This is a genomic window from Saccharopolyspora gregorii (assembly GCF_024734405.1).
GTDB classification, from domain to species: Bacteria; Actinomycetota; Actinomycetes; order Mycobacteriales; family Pseudonocardiaceae; genus Saccharopolyspora_C; species Saccharopolyspora_C gregorii.
Genome location: NZ_CP059556.1, coordinates 1,866,617 through 1,881,754, shown reverse-complemented (window position 1 = coordinate 1,881,754; position 15,138 = coordinate 1,866,617). Strand labels below are relative to the sequence as shown.

Sequence of the window (15,138 nt, the reverse complement as noted above, 5' to 3'; positions counted from 1 at the left end):
TCGTCGTGCTCTGCGGGTCCGGTGGCGGAACCTCAGCGCTTCCCTCGCTGCGGGATCGTTTTCACCGGTGGCTCCGCCACAGGAGAAAACGCTGTCCTCGCGAGGGAAGCGCTGAGAACCCGCGGGTGGTCCTGCTACGTGCGCGGTCGCTGCTCAGCGACTTCGCCGCTGACAGGAAGAACGGGGGGCGGTGGGTCAGGCGACGAACTCTTCGTCTATTAGGTCGAGGAGGCGGTCCAGGGGTACTTCGGCTATGTCGTCGTCGGTCCGGTCGTCGTGGGGCGGGGACCCGCGGAGGCGCGCGGCGAGGCGGTCCAGGTGGGCCGCCAGTCGTTCCCGCTCCGCCGGGTCCGCGGGAGCGTCGGCCAGGCGGCGTTCCCAGTCGGCCAGCTCGGTGGTCAGGTCCGTCGTCGGGAGGTCCGCGGCGAGCAGCCCGGCGAGGTGCTCGGCCACCGCGCGCGGGGTGGGGCGGTCGAACGCCAGCGAGGTCGGCAGCCGCAGGCCCGTCGCGGCTCCCAGCCGGTCCCGCAGCTCCACGCCGGTCAGCGACTCGAAGCCCGCCTCCTTGAACACCCGGTCCGCGCCCACCCGGTCGAGGTCGCGGTGCCCGAGGACCGCGGCGGCCTCGGCGCGCACCAGGTCCAGCAGGAACGGAACCCGCTTGCGCTCCGGCAGCTCGGCGAACCGGTCCGGCACCTCCGGAACCCGTTGCGGCGCCGTGGTTCCCGCAGCGCTCGCCGCGACCGGGCCCGCGGTCGTCCTCGTCGGCCAGAACCGCTCGTGCTGGAACGGGTAGGTCGGCAGCGCCACCGGACGCGGCCCGGTACCGGCGAACACCGCGGACCAGTCCACCGGGACGCCGGTGACGTGCAGCCGGGCCAGCGCGGTCACCCACGCCGCCTCCTCGTCCCGATCCCGGCGCAACGCGGGCACGACGACCGCGCGGCCGTCCGGCACCGACTCCGGCACCAGCCCGGACAGCACGCCGTCCGGCCCCAGCTCCAGGAACCGCCGCACCCCCGCCGCGTGCAGCGCGGCGACACCGTCGGCGAACCGCACCGGTTCCCGCACGTGCCGCACCCAGTGCTCCGGATCGGACAGCTCGCCCGGTCCGGCCAGCGCGCCGGTCCGGTTGGACACCACCGGGATCGACGGCTCCGCCACCGACAGGCCCCCGACGACCTCGCGGAACTCGGCCAGCATCGGCTCCATCAGCGGCGAGTGGAAGGCGTGCGACACCCGCAGCCGGTTCGTCTTGCGGCCCAGGTCGGTGAAGTGCTCGGCCAGCGCGGCCACCTGCTCGGCGGCACCGGAGACGACCACCGCGTCCGGCGCGTTCACCGCGGCCACACCCAGCCGGTCCGTGAGCAGCGGGGCCACCTCCGCCTCCGCCGCCTGCACCGCGGCCATCGCGCCGCCGGGCGGCAGTGCCTGCATCAACCGGCCCCGGGCCGCGATCAGCGCCGCCGCGTCCGGCAGCGGCAGCGCACCGGAGACGTGCGCGGCGGTCACCTCGCCGACCGAATGGCCACCCACGTGGCCGGGGCGGATGCCGTGCGACTCGGCGAGGCGGAACAGCGCGACCTCGACCGCGAACAGCGCGGGCTGCGCGCACCCCGTCCCGTCCAGCGCGGCTTGGTCGTCGCCCCACACCACCTCGCGCAGCGGCCGCTCCAGGTGCGGGTCCAGCTCGGCGAGGACCTCGTCGAAGGCCGCGGCGAACACCGGGAACCGGGCGTGCAGCTCGCGGCCCATGCCGAGCCGCTGCGAACCCTGCCCGGAGAACAGCACCGCCAGCGGCCCGTCCTCGGCGGTCCCGCGCGCCACCTCGGCCGTGCCGTCCGCGGTGCTCAGCAGCACCGCGCGCCGCTCGAAGAGGTGCCGCCGCGTCGCCAGCGACCAGCCCAGGTCCACCGGGGGGCCCGAGCTCCCGTCGGCCAGGTCCGCGACCTGGCCGACCAGCTCCTCCAACGCCCCGGCCGAGCGCGCCGACACCGGCAGCGGCACCGCCGCCGGCTCGATCTCGGCTGCCGGCTCCGCCTGCTCGACCGGCTCCGGTCGTTCCACGATGACGTGCGCGTTCGTCCCGCTGATGCCGAACGAGGACACCCCGGCGCGGCGCACCCGGTCGGTGCGCGGCCACGGCGCGGGCCCGGCCAGCACCTCCACCGCACCCGCCGTCCAGTCCACCTCGGTGGTCGGGGCGCGCAGGTTCCGGATGCCCGGCAGCCGGTCCCGGCTCAGCGCCAGCACCGATTTGATCAACCCGGCCATGCCGGCGGCGGCCTGCGCGTGCCCCAGGTGGCCCTTCAGCGATCCCAGCAGCAGCGGCACCTCCCGGTCCTGCCCGTAGGTCGCCAGCAGCGCCTCGGCCTCCACCGGATCGCCCACGGGGGTCCCGGTGCCGTGCGCCTCCACCACGTCCACATCGGACGGTGCGAGTCCGGCGGCGGCGAGCGCGTCCCGGATCACCGCGCGCTGCGCCGCACCGCTCGGCGCGGTCAGACCGGTCGAGGCGCCGTCGGAGTTCACCGCCGACCCGCGCAGCAGCGCCAGCACCTCGTGCCCGTGCTCGCGCGCCCGCGACAGCGGTTCCAGCAGCACCACCCCGGCGCCCTCCGACCAGGCCGTGCCGTCCGCGTCGGCGGAGAACGGCTTGCAGCGACCGTCGGCGGCCAGCCCGCCCTGCCGCGAGTAGCCGACGAACGCGGCGGGCGTCGACATCACCGACACCCCCGCCACCAGCGCCAGCTCGCACTCGCCCGCCGCCAGCGACCGCGCCGCCACGTGCACGGCCACGAGCGACGACGAGGACGCCGTGTCCACCGCCAGCGCCGGACCGGACAACCCCAGCAGGTACGCCACCCGGCCGGCGGCGACCGCGGGCGAGAACCCGGTCACCGCGTGCCCGCTCACGTCCTCCGCCGCGCCTTCCGCGGCCACCGCGTAGTCCTGGCCGTGCAGGCCCGCGAACACGCCGGTCCGGCTGCCGCGCAACGACTCCGGGTCGATCCCGGCGCGCTCCAGCGCCTCCCAGACGACCTCCAGCAGCACCCGCTGCTGCGGGTCCATCGCCAGCGCCTCCCGCGGCGAGATCCCGAAGAACTCCGCGTCGAACCCGGCCGCGTCCGGCAGGAAACCCCCGGTCTCCACCGCGCAGGCCGCGCGCAGCGCGTCCACGTCCCAGCCCCGGTCGAGCGGAAACGCCGACGCCGCACCGGAATCGGAGCCCACCAGCTCCCACAGGTCCTCCGGGGACCGCACCCCACCGGGGAACCGGCACGCCATCGACACCACCGCGATCGGATCGGCCGCGCCACCGGGATCGGCACCGGCCGGGCTCGTCGTGCGCCGGATCGTCATGCGCTGCACCACCTCAGGAGAAGTCGGGCGGGACTGCACCATTCGAGTGCGCAGCGTAGGTGCCGATTCGCTGTACTTTTCCCTAGAGCCGCAGGTCGCGGGGCTGGAAGCGGGCGCAGGACTAAGGATTCCCCGCACCCCGCTGTGGGAGAAAGTTCCCCGTCCCGGCCGGGACGCCGACTCTGGAGGGTGTGCCCATGGAATCGACCCGGCGGCCGATCCTGTTCGTCAGCTACCCGGAGAGCGGGCTGCTCAACCCGCTGCTCGTGCTGGCGCAGGAGCTGTCCCGGCGCGGTGTCGCCGACCTGCACTTCGCCACCGACGACAACCGGCGCGACGAGGTGGCGGCGCAGCAGGTGGACAGCCCGGTGCACTTCGTCCCGCTCGGCCCGGTCGTCCCGGAGATGTCCGCGGTCACCTGGGACGACGAGGTGTACCGGGAGGTCACGCAGCGGTCCCGCTTCAAGGCGCACCGCGCGGTCATCCGGCACACCTTCTCCCCCGAGGCGCGCATCGACAAGTACCGCGCGCTGGAGGCCGCCGTCGAGGAGATCCGCCCGGCGCTGCTGGTCGTGGAGAGCATGTGCTCCTACGGCTGCGAACTGGCCATCACCAAGGGCATCCCGTTCGTGCTGGGCGTGCCGTTCATGCCGAGCAACGTGCTCACCTCGCACATCCCGTTCGCGAAGTCCTACACCGGACCGGACTTCCCCGTCCCGCACTCCGGGTTGCCCTACGAGATGTCGCCGTGGCAGCGGCTCGCGAACCGGGTGTTCAAGTTCCGCACGCTCGGCATGTTCCTCACCAAGGAGCTGCGCGAACGCGCCGCCCGGGACCAGCGGATCCGCGACGAGCTGGGCATCGCGCCGGAGGCGGGCGGGTTCATGTCCCGCATCGAGCACGCGGAGCTGGTGCTGTGCTACTCCGTCGCCGAACTGGACTACCCGTTCTCCGCCCCCGAGCACCTGCGGCTGGTCGGCACGATGGTGCCGCCGCTGCCGCAGGCGCCCGAGGACGACGGGCTCGCCGCCTGGCTGTCCGCGCGGGATTCCGTGGTGTACATGGGTTTCGGCACCATCACGCGGCTCACCGCCGAACAGGTGCGCTCGCTGCTGGAGGTCACCCGCAGGCTCGGCGAGCGCGGCACCGACGTGCTGTGGAAGCTGCCCGCCGAGCAGCAGCACCTGCTACCGCCCGCGGCCGAGCTGCCCGCGAACCTGCGGGTGGAGGCCTGGGTGCCCTCGCAGCTGGACGTGCTCGCGCACCCCTCGGTGCGGCTGTTCTTCACGCACGCGGGCGGCAACGGCTTCCACGAAGGCCTGCACTTCGGCAAGCCGCTGGTGGTCCGGCCGCTGTGGGTGGACTGCGACGACCAGGCGGTGCGCGGCCGCGACTTCGGGGTGAGCCTCACCCTGGACCGGCCGGAGACGATCGACGTCGCGGACGTGCTGGACAAGCTCACCCGGGTGCTCGACGAGCGCTCGTTCCGGGACCGCGCCGAGGTGTTCGGGCAGCTGCTGCGCGACGCGGGTGGCCGGGAGGCGGCCGCGGACCTGCTGGCCGAACTGCCCGCGCTCGCCGCGCAGAAGGCGGGGCTGTGATGCGCGTTCCGGTCTCCCAGCCCTGGTTGCAGGGTCGCGAGCAGGAGTACGTCACCGAGGCCGTCGCCGGGGGCTGGATCTCCTCGCAAGGCCCGTTCGTGCCGCGCTTCGAGGAGGAGTTCGCCCGCAGGCACGGCTCCGCGCACGGCGTGGCCTGCTCCTCGGGCACCACGGCGCTGACGCTGGCGCTGCGCGCGCTCGGGGTCGGGCCCGGCGACGAGGTCATCGTCCCCGAGTTCACCATGATCGCCTCCGCCTGGGCGGTCACCTACCACGGCGCGACCCCGGTGTTCGTGGACTGCGGCGACGACCTGAACATCGACGTGGACCGCATCGAGGAGAAGATCACCCCGCACACCAAGGTGATCATGCCGGTGCACGTGTACGGCAGGCGCTGCGCGATGGACCCGATCATGGAGTTGGCGCACCAGTACGGCCTGCGCGTCGTGGAGGACTCCGCGGAGGCGCACGGGGTGCCGCCGGTCGCCGACATCGCCTGCTTCTCGCTGTTCGCCAACAAGATCATCACGGCCGGGGAGGGCGGGATCTGCCTCACCGGCGACCCGTGGCTGGCCGGGCAGCTCGCGCACCTGCGCGGCATGGCCTTCACCGCGGATCACAGCTTCCTGCACAAGAAGCTGGCCTACAACTTCCGGATGACCGCGATGCAGGCCGCCGTCGCGCTCGCCCAGACCGAACGGCTCGACGAGATCCTCGCGCTGCGGAAGGAGATCGAGCAGCGCTACGACGAGGGGTTGCGCGACGTCGACGGCATCGGGCTGATGCCGCCGCGCGACGTGCTGTGGATGTACGACCTGCGCGCCCGCGACCGCGAGGGGCTGCGCGCCCACCTCGCCGGGCACGGCATCGAGACCCGGTTGTTCTTCAAGCCGATGAGCCACCAGCCCGGGTACTTCGACGCCGCCTGGCCCGAGCTCAACGCCGCCCGGTTCAGCGCGGACGGGCTCTACCTGCCCACCTACACCGGGCTCACCGCCGCCGACCAGGAGCACGTCGTGGCCCGCATCCGCGAGTTCTACGGCCGGAACTGACCACCAGCAGACGACGATGGAGTGCGGATCATGTCCGACGTGGTCGACTTCCCGATGCGCCGCCCCGGCGCGTCGTTCCCGCCCGCCGAGTACGCCGACTTCCGCGCGCGGCCCGGGCTGGTGCGCGCCCGGCTGCCCACCGGCGCCGTTGTGTGGCTGGTGACGCGGCACGAGGACGTGCGCACCGTGCTCACCGACCCGCGCGTCAGCTCCAACCCGACGCACGAGGGGTTCCCCAGCCTGCTCGGCAAGACCGGTGGCGTGCCCTCCCCCGACACCATGCCCGGCTGGTTCGTGGCGCTCGACCCGCCCGACCACGACCGGTTCCGCAAGACGCTGATCTCCGAGTTCTCGGTGCGCCGCATCCGGGACATGCGCCCCGCCATCGAGCAGGTGGTGCAGGACCGGGTGGACGCCATGCTCGCCGCGGGCGATACCGCGGACCTGGTGGCGGACTTCGCGCTGCCGGTGCCGTCGCTGGTGATCTCCAGCCTGCTCGGGGTACCGAAGGCGGACCGGGACTTCTTCGAGGCGAAGACCCGGACGCTGGTCAGCACCACCGCCACCGACCAGAAGCGCGAGGCCGCCACCACGGAGCTGCTGCGCTACCTCGGCAGGCTCATCTCGATCAAGGAGAAGCGGCCGGGCGACGACCTGATCAGCCGGCTGCTCGCGGTGGGCACCATGTCCGCGGCCGAGCTGTCCGGCGTCGCGATGCTGCTGCTCATCGCCGGGCACGAGACGACCGCGAACAACATCTCGCTGGGCGTGCTGACGCTGCTGCTGCACCCCGAGTGGATCGGCGCCGACGGCATCGTCGAGGAGCTGCTGCGGCTGCACTCGGTGGCCGACCTGGTGGCGCTGCGGGTCGCCGTCGACGACCTGGAGATCAGCGGCCAGCGCATCGCGAAGGGCGAGGGCATCGTCCCGCTGGTCGCCGCCGCCAACCACGACGAGGCCGCCTTCGGCTGCCCGCACCGCTTCGACCCGACGCGCGCCGCGCGGCACCACGTGGCCTTCGGCTACGGGGTGCACCAGTGCCTCGGGCAGAACCTGGTGCGCGGGGAGATGGACCTCGCGTACCGGGTCCTGTTCGAGCGCATCCCTAAGCTGGAACCGGCGGTACCGGTGGCGGAGCTGCCCTTCAAGTACGACGGCGTGCTGTTCGGGCTGCACTCGCTGCCGGTCCGCTGGTGACCACGCACCGTTCCCGAAGGAGACAGCCATGCTCAAGATCACCGCGGACAAGGACCGCTGCGTCGGTGCCGGACAGTGCGTACTGTCCGCGCCCGACGTGTTCGACCAGGACGACGACGGCGTCGTGACGCTGCTCGACGAGACGCCCGGCGCGGAGCACGCGGACGACGTGCGCCAGGCGGCCCTGATCTGCCCGTCGCAGGCGATCACCGTCGAAGAGGCCTGAGGCTCCACCGCAGGTGGGCGGCCCACCCGTTGCGGCGGGTGGGCCGTCCCCCGTCCGAGTCACGCCCGATCCAGCGATGCGAACCCGTGTTCGACGCGGGCAGCATCGGAGGTATGGATCTCCGGAGCACCGCACTCGCCGCGCGGCACCTCGTCCGCGCCTTCGCCCGCACCCTCGTCGGCCCTGCCGCCCTCGGCCGGGCACCCGTCGGCCGCGAACTCTTCGGCTGGGCACCCGTCGGCTGGGCACTCGCCGACCGGGCACTCGCCGGTCGTGTCCGCATCGGCCGCGCGGCGCCACCGCGCCGGCCCGACAGCGCCGCGGCGGGGCGTTCCGCCGCGGCACCGCCCGCCCGCTCACCAGGTGATCGGCAGTTCCAGGACGCCGCCGGAGAGCTGGCCGCTCTCCAGCTTCAGGTCCTCCGGCGCGACCGCGACCTGCAGGTTCGGGATGCGGCCGAACAGCGTGCTGAACGCCGTCTGCAGCTCCACGCGCGCCAGCGGGGCCCCGATGCAGTGCCACACCCCGTGCCCGAAGGTCAGGTGCGGGTTCGGCACCCGGCCCACGTCGAAGCGCTCCGGGTCGTCGAAGGCGCGCTCGTCGAAGTTGGACAGCGTGAAGTCCAGCAGCACCAGCTCGCCGGTCCGGATCGTCACCCCGCCGATCTCCACGTCCTCGGCCGCCCAGCGCGGCAGCATCGAGCTGCCCGCCTTCGCCGCGCGCAGCACCTCCTCGACCGCGATCGCCATCGTGCCGGCGTCGCGCATCGCGGCGTCCCGCTTGTCCGGGTTGCCCGCCAGCACCAGCACGCCGACGTCGATGTGGCTGATCACGCTGTCCAATCCGGCGAACAGCACGCCGGCGGCGAGGGTGCCGATCCGCTCGTCGTCCAGGCCCGCCTCGCAGAGCCGGGAGATCACGTCCTCGCCCGGGTCGCCGCGCTTGCGGCCCACCAGCTCGGAGATGTAGCCGAACAGCTCGGCGGCGCCCTCCTCCGCCGCCGCGGGGTCGCCGAGCACCGCCATCCGGCCCAGCATCCGCACGATGTGCATCCGGTCCTCCGGCGGCACGCCGATCAGCTCGTAGAGCACCTGCAGCGCGAACGGCTGGGAGAACTCGGCGTGCAGGTCGACCGGCGGACCCTTGTCCACCAGCGCCTGCACCATCTCCTCGGCCAGCTCCACCACCTTCGGGCGCAGCCGGGCCAGCCTGCGGGCGGAGAAGCTCGGTGTCAGCAGCGACCGCATCTCCCGGTGCAGCCGGGTCGCCTCCGCCGGGTCGGAATCGGTGATCAGCAGGTTGAAGAACGGGGTGTCCACGTAGCGGGGCGCCGAGGGCGGATCGGGGTGCGAGCGGTTGATCCGCTCGTCCTTGAGCAGCTGCTTGACCTCTTCGTGCCGGGTCACCAGCCACGCCTCGTCCCCGGCGGGCGTGCGCACCTTGCAGACCGGAGCCTGTTCCTGCAGGTCCCGCAGCTCCTTCGGCGGGCGGAGCATGGCCGAGGGACCGGTGCCCAGCTTCGGCAGGTCGAGGGATTGACTCATGGGCGATTCCTCCGCTGTACGGATCGACTGCGCGGACAACCTGCGGGCCGCCGCGCGGGGAGCGGCGGACCGGCGAGGGGATCAGGTTCGGGCGGGCACCAGCTCGGCGAGCCAGTCGCGCACCACCTGCGCGGTCAGCTCCGAGTGCTCCTTGGCCAGCGAGAGGTGGTCGGCCTCGATGGTGCGCACCGCATCGGTGTCGATCACCGGCGGCGCCTTCGTGCCGCGGCTGCCCGGGACGGGCACCGAGCAGCGCACCAGCAGGGTCGGTGCGGTGGTCACCGGGGCGTCCGCGAACGCGGCGACCTTGTTGTACCAGTGCACCATCGCCGAGAGCCGGGCGCTGTTGAGGTTCACCGACGGGGTGTCGATGTCGGCCAGGTAGTAGTTCGCCACCTCGTCGTAGTCGATGTCGTCGTTGTCGTCGTAGCGCAGGCTCAGCGTGTCCAGCAGGACCACCGCCTCCGGGCGCACGCCCCAGGTGTCCTCCAGCAGGCCCGCCGCTTGGTAGGCGATGGTGCCGCCGGTGGAGTGCCCGATCAGCACGAACGGATCCCCGTCGCTGCCGTGCAGCGCGCTCTCCGCGACCGAGCGGACCGCCGCGGCGCCGTGCTCCGGCAGCGCCTCCCCCGGTTCGAAACCGACCAGCGGCAGCGCCGAGACGTGCCGGATCCCGCGGAAGTGCGCGGCGATCCGCGCGTACTGGTGCACCCCGCCGGTCGCGCCCGGCGAGCTCACGCAGATCAGCCGCGGATCGGTCGGGCCGTCGGCGAGCGTCACCGGCTCGGGCAGTTCGGCCAGTTCGGCGGGCGTCTCGAAGGTCGGGCGGGTCGCGGCGACCGCGCCCAGCATCCGCATCGACTCCTTGCGCTTGCCGCAGTGCACGCCGGACAGGAACAGGTTCACCAGGCCGTCGTTCGGCCCGCCCTGGGACCGGGCCCCGCCCGCGGCGGGCGCGACCCGCGCGTCGAGTTCGCCGCCCAGCCACCGGGCCAGCGCGTCCGGGGTCCTGGCGTCGAACACGACCGAGGCCGCCAGCCGCAGGTCCAGCTCCTCCCCCACCCGGTTGCGCAGCTCGACGGCGATCAGCGAATCGAAGCCCAGTTCCAGGAAGTCCCGCTCCGGGTCGACCGCGGCCACGTCCCGGTGCCCGAGCACGGCGGCGGCGTGCTCCACCACCAGCTCGGTGAGCAGCCGGTGCCGGTCCGCGCCGTCGGCCGCGGCGATCCGCTCGCCCCGCGAGCCAGCGGAACGGCGCGCCGCGGCGACGGGACGGCGGGCCGCGGGGATCAGCTCCCGCAGCACCGGCGGCAGGTGCCCCTGCCCGCGCATGCCCGCGGCGTTCGTGCGGATCGGCACCACCAGGGCCTCGTCCCGGGTGCGCGCGGCGTCGAACAGCGCCAGGCCCTGCGCCGCGGACAGCGGCGGCAGCCCGGACCCGGCCATCCGCTCCAGGTCTGCCTCGGTGAGCGCGGCGGTCATCCCGCTCGCCGGCGCCCACGGCCCCCAGGCGAGCGACTGCGCGGGCAGGCCCTGCGCGCGGCGGTGCTGCGCCAGGGCGTCCAGGAAGGCGTTGGCGGCCGCGTAGTTCCCCTGGCCGGGGCCGCCCATCACGCCGGAGACCGAGGAGTACAGCAGGAACGCGGCCAGGTCCCGGTCCCGGGTCGCCTCGTGCAGCCGCCACGCGGCATCCACCTTCGGCCGCAGCACCCGGTCCAGCCGCTCGGCGGTGAGCGAGCCGATCGCGCCGTCGTCCAGCACGCCCGCGGTGTGCACCACGGCGGTGAGCGGGTGCGCGGCGGGGATCTCGGCCAGCAGCCCGGCCACCGCCGCCGCGTCCGCCGCGTCGCAGGCGGCGATCCGCACCTCGGCGCCGTGCGCGGTGAGCTCCGCGCGCAGTTCCAGCGCACCCGGTGCCGCCGGACCGCGGCGGCTCGCCAGCACCAGGTGCCGGATGCCGTGCTCGGCGACCAGGTGCCGGGCCAGTTCCGCGCCGAGCCCACCGGTGCCGCCGGTGATGAGCACGGTGCCCTCGGGATGCCAGTTCGCGGGTGCCGCCGGGTCGCGACGCCGCGCGGCCGTCGAGCCACCGCCGTTCGCCGCGCCCGCGCCGCCACCAGTATCGTCCACTGTGGACTCCACAGCGTGCCCGGCCGCGGGCAGCGGCACCAGGCGGGCCACCCGGACCTCCCGCTGCCGCACCGCGAGCTGCGGCTCCTCGGCGCCCAGCAACCCGGGCAGCACCGCCGCCGAGGTGAACGCGTCGTCCAGGTCGATCAGCAGCAACCGCCCCGCGGGCTCCTCGGCCTGCGCGGACCGCACCAGGCCCCACACCGCCGCCGCGGCCACGTCCGCGAGCGCCTCGCCGGACACCGACACCGCGCCCCGGGTGACGAACACCAGGTGCGAACCGGTGAGCCGCCGGTCGGACTGCCACTCCTGGAGCAGGGCGAGCGCACGGCGGGCCAGCTCGTGCACCGCGTCCGGTTCCGCCGCGGCACCGCCGGTCACCGGGACCAGGAACACGTCCGGTGCGGTGCCGCCGCGCGTCAGGTCCGACAGCGACTCGCCGTAGCCCACCACCGCCTCGTCCGCGCGGTGCAGCGCGTACGCCAGGTCGAACTCGTCGCCGCCGACGATCGCCCAGCGCCGCCCGCCGACCGGCTCCGGCGCGGGGCCGGGAACCCAGTTCAGCCCGAACAGCGAGCGGGACACGTCCACGTCCGCGGCGGCCGCGGCGGTGTCCGGTTCCCGGGGAGCGGCCGGGGTTTCCCCGTCGTGGTGCAGCGAGGCCACCACCAGCACCGGGTTCCCCCGCCCGTCGACGGCGACGACCTCGGTCCCGTCCGCGCCGGGGCGCGCCCGCACGCGCAGCACCTCGGCAGCGGTGGCGTGCAAGGACATCCCGCTCCAGCGGGTGGCGCGCGCGCCGCCCGCACCGGGCACGGCCGCGGCGACGCGGGTCACCGCGTCCAGCAGCGCGGGGTGCAGGTCATGGCCCGCGGCGGGCACCCCGGCGGGCAGCGCGACCTCGGCGAACACGGCGCCGTCCCGGTGCAGCACCTCGGACGGCTCGTCCTGCGGCAGCGGTTCGGCCCCGGCAGGCACCTTCCCGTCGAAGTCGACCTCCGGTGCGGCCGCGATAGCCAGCACGCCGGTGCCGCGCTCGACCCACTCGGCGTCCTCGGCCGCCGCGGGCCGGGTGTGCACCGCGAACTCCCGGTGGCCGGACCTGTCGGCCTCCTCGATCCGCAGCTGCACCGCGACCGGTTCCGCCGCGGACATCGGTTCGGCGCCCAGCACCAGCTCGGCCACCTGGTCGCAGCCCACCTCGTCGGCCGCCCGCAGCGCCAGCTCCGCGAACGCGGCCGCCGGCACGACGCCGCGCGCCGCGTCCGCCGCGATCCGGCCGGTCAGCACCACCGCGCCGGAACCGGCCAGCCCCACCGCGGCGCCGAGCACCGGGTGGTGCACCGCGCGCAACCCCAGCCCGGCCGCGTCCGCGGCTCCGGCCGACGGCGCGGGCCAGAACCGCTCGTGCTGGAAGGCGTAGGTGGGCAGGTCGACGCGGCGCGCCCCGGTACCGGCGAACAGCTCCGCCCAATCCACCCGCAGTCCGCGCACGTGCAACCGGGAGAGCGCGGTCATGAACGCCGCCTCCTCCGGGCGGTCCCGGCGCAGCGCGGGCACCTCCACCGCGGTCGTGGGCAGCGATTCCTGGGCCATCGCGCACAGCGAGCCGTCCGGCCCCAGTTCCAGGAAGGTCTGCGCGCCCGCCTCGGACAGCGCCCGCACCCCGTCGGCGAAGCGCACCGCCTCCCGGACGTGGCGCACCCAGTACTCCGGGGTGCTCAGCTCGTCGGTGGCCCGCTCACCGGTCAGGTTGGACACGACCGGGATCTCCGCCGGGGCGAACGACAACTCCCGCACCACCGCGCGGAACTCGGCCAGCACCGGGTCCACCAGCGGCGAGTGGAACGCGTGGCTGACGCGGAGCCGCTTCGCCGCGCGCCCGTCGGCCCGCGCCCGGTCGATCACGTGCTGCACGCCCCGCTCGTCACCGGACACCACGGTCGACCGCGGCCCGTTGATCGCGGCGATCGCGGTGGCGCCGGTGCACCACGGCGCGACTTCGGTCTCGCTCGCCTGCACCGCGACCATCGCGCCCCCGGCGGGCAACCGGCTCATCAGCCGGGCTCGGGCGGACACCAGCTTCGCGGCGTCCGGGAGCGCGAACACGCCAGCGACGTGCGCGGCCGCGATCTCCCCCACCGAGTGGCCGCCGAGCAGGTCGGCCCGCACGCCGAAGGACTCGGCCAGCCGGTACAGCGCCACCTCGACGGCGAACAGCGCGGGCTGGGTGTTGCCGGTGTCCGCCAGCGCCGCCGGGTCGTCGCCCCAGATCACCTCGCGCAGCGGGTCGTCGCGGTGCCGGTCCAGCTCCGCCAGCACGGCGTCCAGCGCCGCGGCGAACACCGGGAACCGGGCGTGCAGCTCGCGGCCCATGCCGAGCCGCTGCGAACCCTGCCCGGAGAACAGCACCGCCAGCTTGCCCGGATCGGCGGCCACCGCCCCGCGCGCCACCTCCTCGACGCCGTCGTCGGTGGCCAGCAGCACCGCCCGGTGTTCGAAGGCGGACCGGCCGGTCGCCAGCGACCGCGCCACGTCGAGGCGGTCGCACCCCGGGTGCTCGGCGCGGAAGTCGGCGAGCCGGTCCAGCTGGGCCCGCAACGCGACCGGGGTGCGGCCTGACACCGGCCACGGCACCGCGGCCGGGCGCGGCACCTGCTCGGGTTCCGGTTCCGGCGGCTCCGGTGCCTGCTCCAGGACCACGTGCGCGTTGGTGCCGCTGATCCCGAACGAGGACACCCCGGCGCGGCGCGGATGCCCGGTGGCGGGCCACGCGGTGCGGCCGGTCGCCAGCTCGACGGCACCGGTGTCCCAGTCCACGTGCTCGGACGGGCTGCGCACGTGCAGCGTCGGTGGCAGCTCGCCGTGCCGCATCGCCTGCACCACCTTGATCACGCCCGCGACGCCGGCGGCGGCCTGGGTGTGCCCCAGGTTCGACTTGATCGACCCCAGCAGCAGCGGCCGCTCCCGGTCCCGCCCGTAGGTGGCCAGCAGCGCCTGCGCCTCGATCGGGTCGCCCAGCCGGGTCCCGGTGCCGTGCGCCTCCACCACGTCCACGTCCGAAGTGGACAGGTCGGCGCCGGCGAGGGCCTGGCGGATCACCCGCTGCTGAGCGGGTCCGTTCGGCGCGGTCAGGCCGTTCGACGCGCCGTCCTGGTTCACCGCGCTGCCCCGCAGCACCGCCAGCACCCGGTGCCCGTGCCGCCGCGCTTCGGAGAGGGTTTCGACCGCGAGCATCCCGACGCCCTCGGACCAGGCGGTGCCGTCCGCGTCGGTGGAGAACGCCTTGCACAACCCGTCCGGCGCCAGCCCGCCCTGCCTGCTGAACGAGGAGAAGTTCGCCGCGGTCGTCATGATCGTGACGCCGCCGGCCAGCGCCAGCGAGCACTCCCCGGTGCGCACCGCCTGCGCGGCCAGGTGCAGCGCCACCAGCGAGGACGAACAGGCGGTGTCCACGGTCAGCGCCGGGCCCTCCAACCCCAGCGCGAACGCCACCCGGCCGGAGAGCACGCTGGCCGCCATCCCGGTCGAGGCGTGCCCCTCCAGGTCCTCCCCGGAGGCGAGCACCAGGTGGATGTAGTCCTGCCCGGTGGTGCCGACGAACACGCCGGTCCGGCTGCCCCGCAACGACTTCGGGTCGATCCCCGCCCGCTCCAGCGCTTCCCAGGACACCTCCAGCGCGTGCCGCTGCTGCGGGTCCATCGCGAGCGCCTCGCGCGGGGAGATGTCGAAGAAACCCGGGTCGAAGTCGGCGGCACCGGGCAGGAACCCGCCGCGGCCGGTGGCACTGCGCCCCTGGCCGAGCGCCGCCAGGTCCCAGCCGCGGTCGGCGGGGAACCCGGAGATCGCGTCCTCGCCCGCCGACAGCAGCTCCCACAGCCGCTCCGGCGAGTCGGCGCCGGGGAACCGGCAGGCCATGCCGACGATCGCCACCGGCTCGTGCCTGCCGGTCTCCGCCTCGTGCAGGCGTTGGCGCGTCTCGTGCAGATCAGCGGTGACCCACTTCAGGTAATCGACGAGAGTGC

Annotated in this window: 6 protein-coding genes and 1 pseudogene; 4 read left to right on the top strand and 3 right to left on the bottom strand. The window is 74.5% G+C overall.

What is annotated here, in order from left to right; translation table 11 throughout:
- Positions 1 to 195 precede the first annotated feature (195 nt).
- Entirely contained in the window at positions 196 to 3,372 is a 3,177-nt protein-coding gene (locus H1226_RS08115; protein WP_407074028.1) for a type I polyketide synthase, read from the bottom strand.
- 188 nt (positions 3,373 to 3,560) lie between these two features.
- On the opposite strand from H1226_RS08115, the gene H1226_RS08110 reads away from it, so the two are divergent.
- From H1226_RS08110 to H1226_RS08095, 4 genes are read left to right on the top strand one after another with little or no spacing between them, the layout of a single operon-like run.
- Positions 3,561 to 4,964: a glycosyltransferase gene (locus H1226_RS08110; RefSeq protein WP_258348161.1), complete on the top strand. Its 1,404-nt coding sequence runs from the start codon at positions 3,561 to 3,563 to the stop codon at positions 4,962 to 4,964.
- Positions 4,964 to 6,016: a DegT/DnrJ/EryC1/StrS family aminotransferase gene (locus tag H1226_RS08105; RefSeq protein ID WP_258348159.1), complete on the top strand. Its 1,053-nt coding sequence runs from the start codon at positions 4,964 to 4,966 to the stop codon at positions 6,014 to 6,016. Before H1226_RS08110 ends, H1226_RS08105 begins: the two co-directional genes overlap by 1 nt.
- A gap of 30 nt (positions 6,017 to 6,046) precedes the next feature.
- On the top strand, positions 6,047 to 7,213 hold the full coding sequence (locus H1226_RS08100) for a cytochrome P450 (RefSeq protein ID WP_258348157.1): 1,167 nt from the start codon (positions 6,047 to 6,049) through the stop codon (positions 7,211 to 7,213).
- A 28-nt stretch (positions 7,214 to 7,241) separates the two neighbouring features.
- Positions 7,242 to 7,439 carry a ferredoxin gene (locus H1226_RS08095; protein ID WP_224959396.1) on the top strand — a complete coding sequence of 66 codons (198 nt, stop codon included), beginning with the start codon at positions 7,242 to 7,244 and terminating at the stop codon, positions 7,437 to 7,439.
- 356 nt (positions 7,440 to 7,795) lie between these two features.
- Here H1226_RS08095 and H1226_RS08090 read toward each other — a convergent pair whose 3' ends face one another.
- Together H1226_RS08090 and H1226_RS08085 are read right to left on the bottom strand one after the other, a co-directional pair.
- Positions 7,796 to 8,983, bottom strand: a complete 1,188-nt coding sequence (locus tag H1226_RS08090) for a cytochrome P450 (RefSeq protein WP_258348155.1) — start codon at positions 8,981 to 8,983, stop codon at positions 7,796 to 7,798.
- An 81-nt stretch (positions 8,984 to 9,064) separates the two neighbouring features.
- Positions 9,065 to 15,133, bottom strand: a pseudogene (locus H1226_RS08085) (SDR family NAD(P)-dependent oxidoreductase); the annotation flags it as partial.
- Positions 15,134 to 15,138 lie beyond the last annotated feature (5 nt).

What these genes read in the sequence shown, in the direction of transcription:
- H1226_RS08090 (WP_258348155.1), bottom strand. Translation starts at nt 8,983, where the DNA reads ATGAGTCAATCCCTCGACCTGCCGAAGCTGGGCACCGGTCCCTCGGCC.
- H1226_RS08095 (WP_224959396.1), top strand. Translation starts at nt 7,242, where the DNA reads ATGCTCAAGATCACCGCGGACAAGGACCGCTGCGTCGGTGCCGGACAG.
- H1226_RS08110 (WP_258348161.1), top strand. Translation starts at nt 3,561, where the DNA reads ATGGAATCGACCCGGCGGCCGATCCTGTTCGTCAGCTACCCGGAGAGC.
- H1226_RS08105 (WP_258348159.1), top strand. Translation starts at nt 4,964, where the DNA reads ATGCGCGTTCCGGTCTCCCAGCCCTGGTTGCAGGGTCGCGAGCAGGAG.
- H1226_RS08100 (WP_258348157.1), top strand. Translation starts at nt 6,047, where the DNA reads ATGTCCGACGTGGTCGACTTCCCGATGCGCCGCCCCGGCGCGTCGTTC.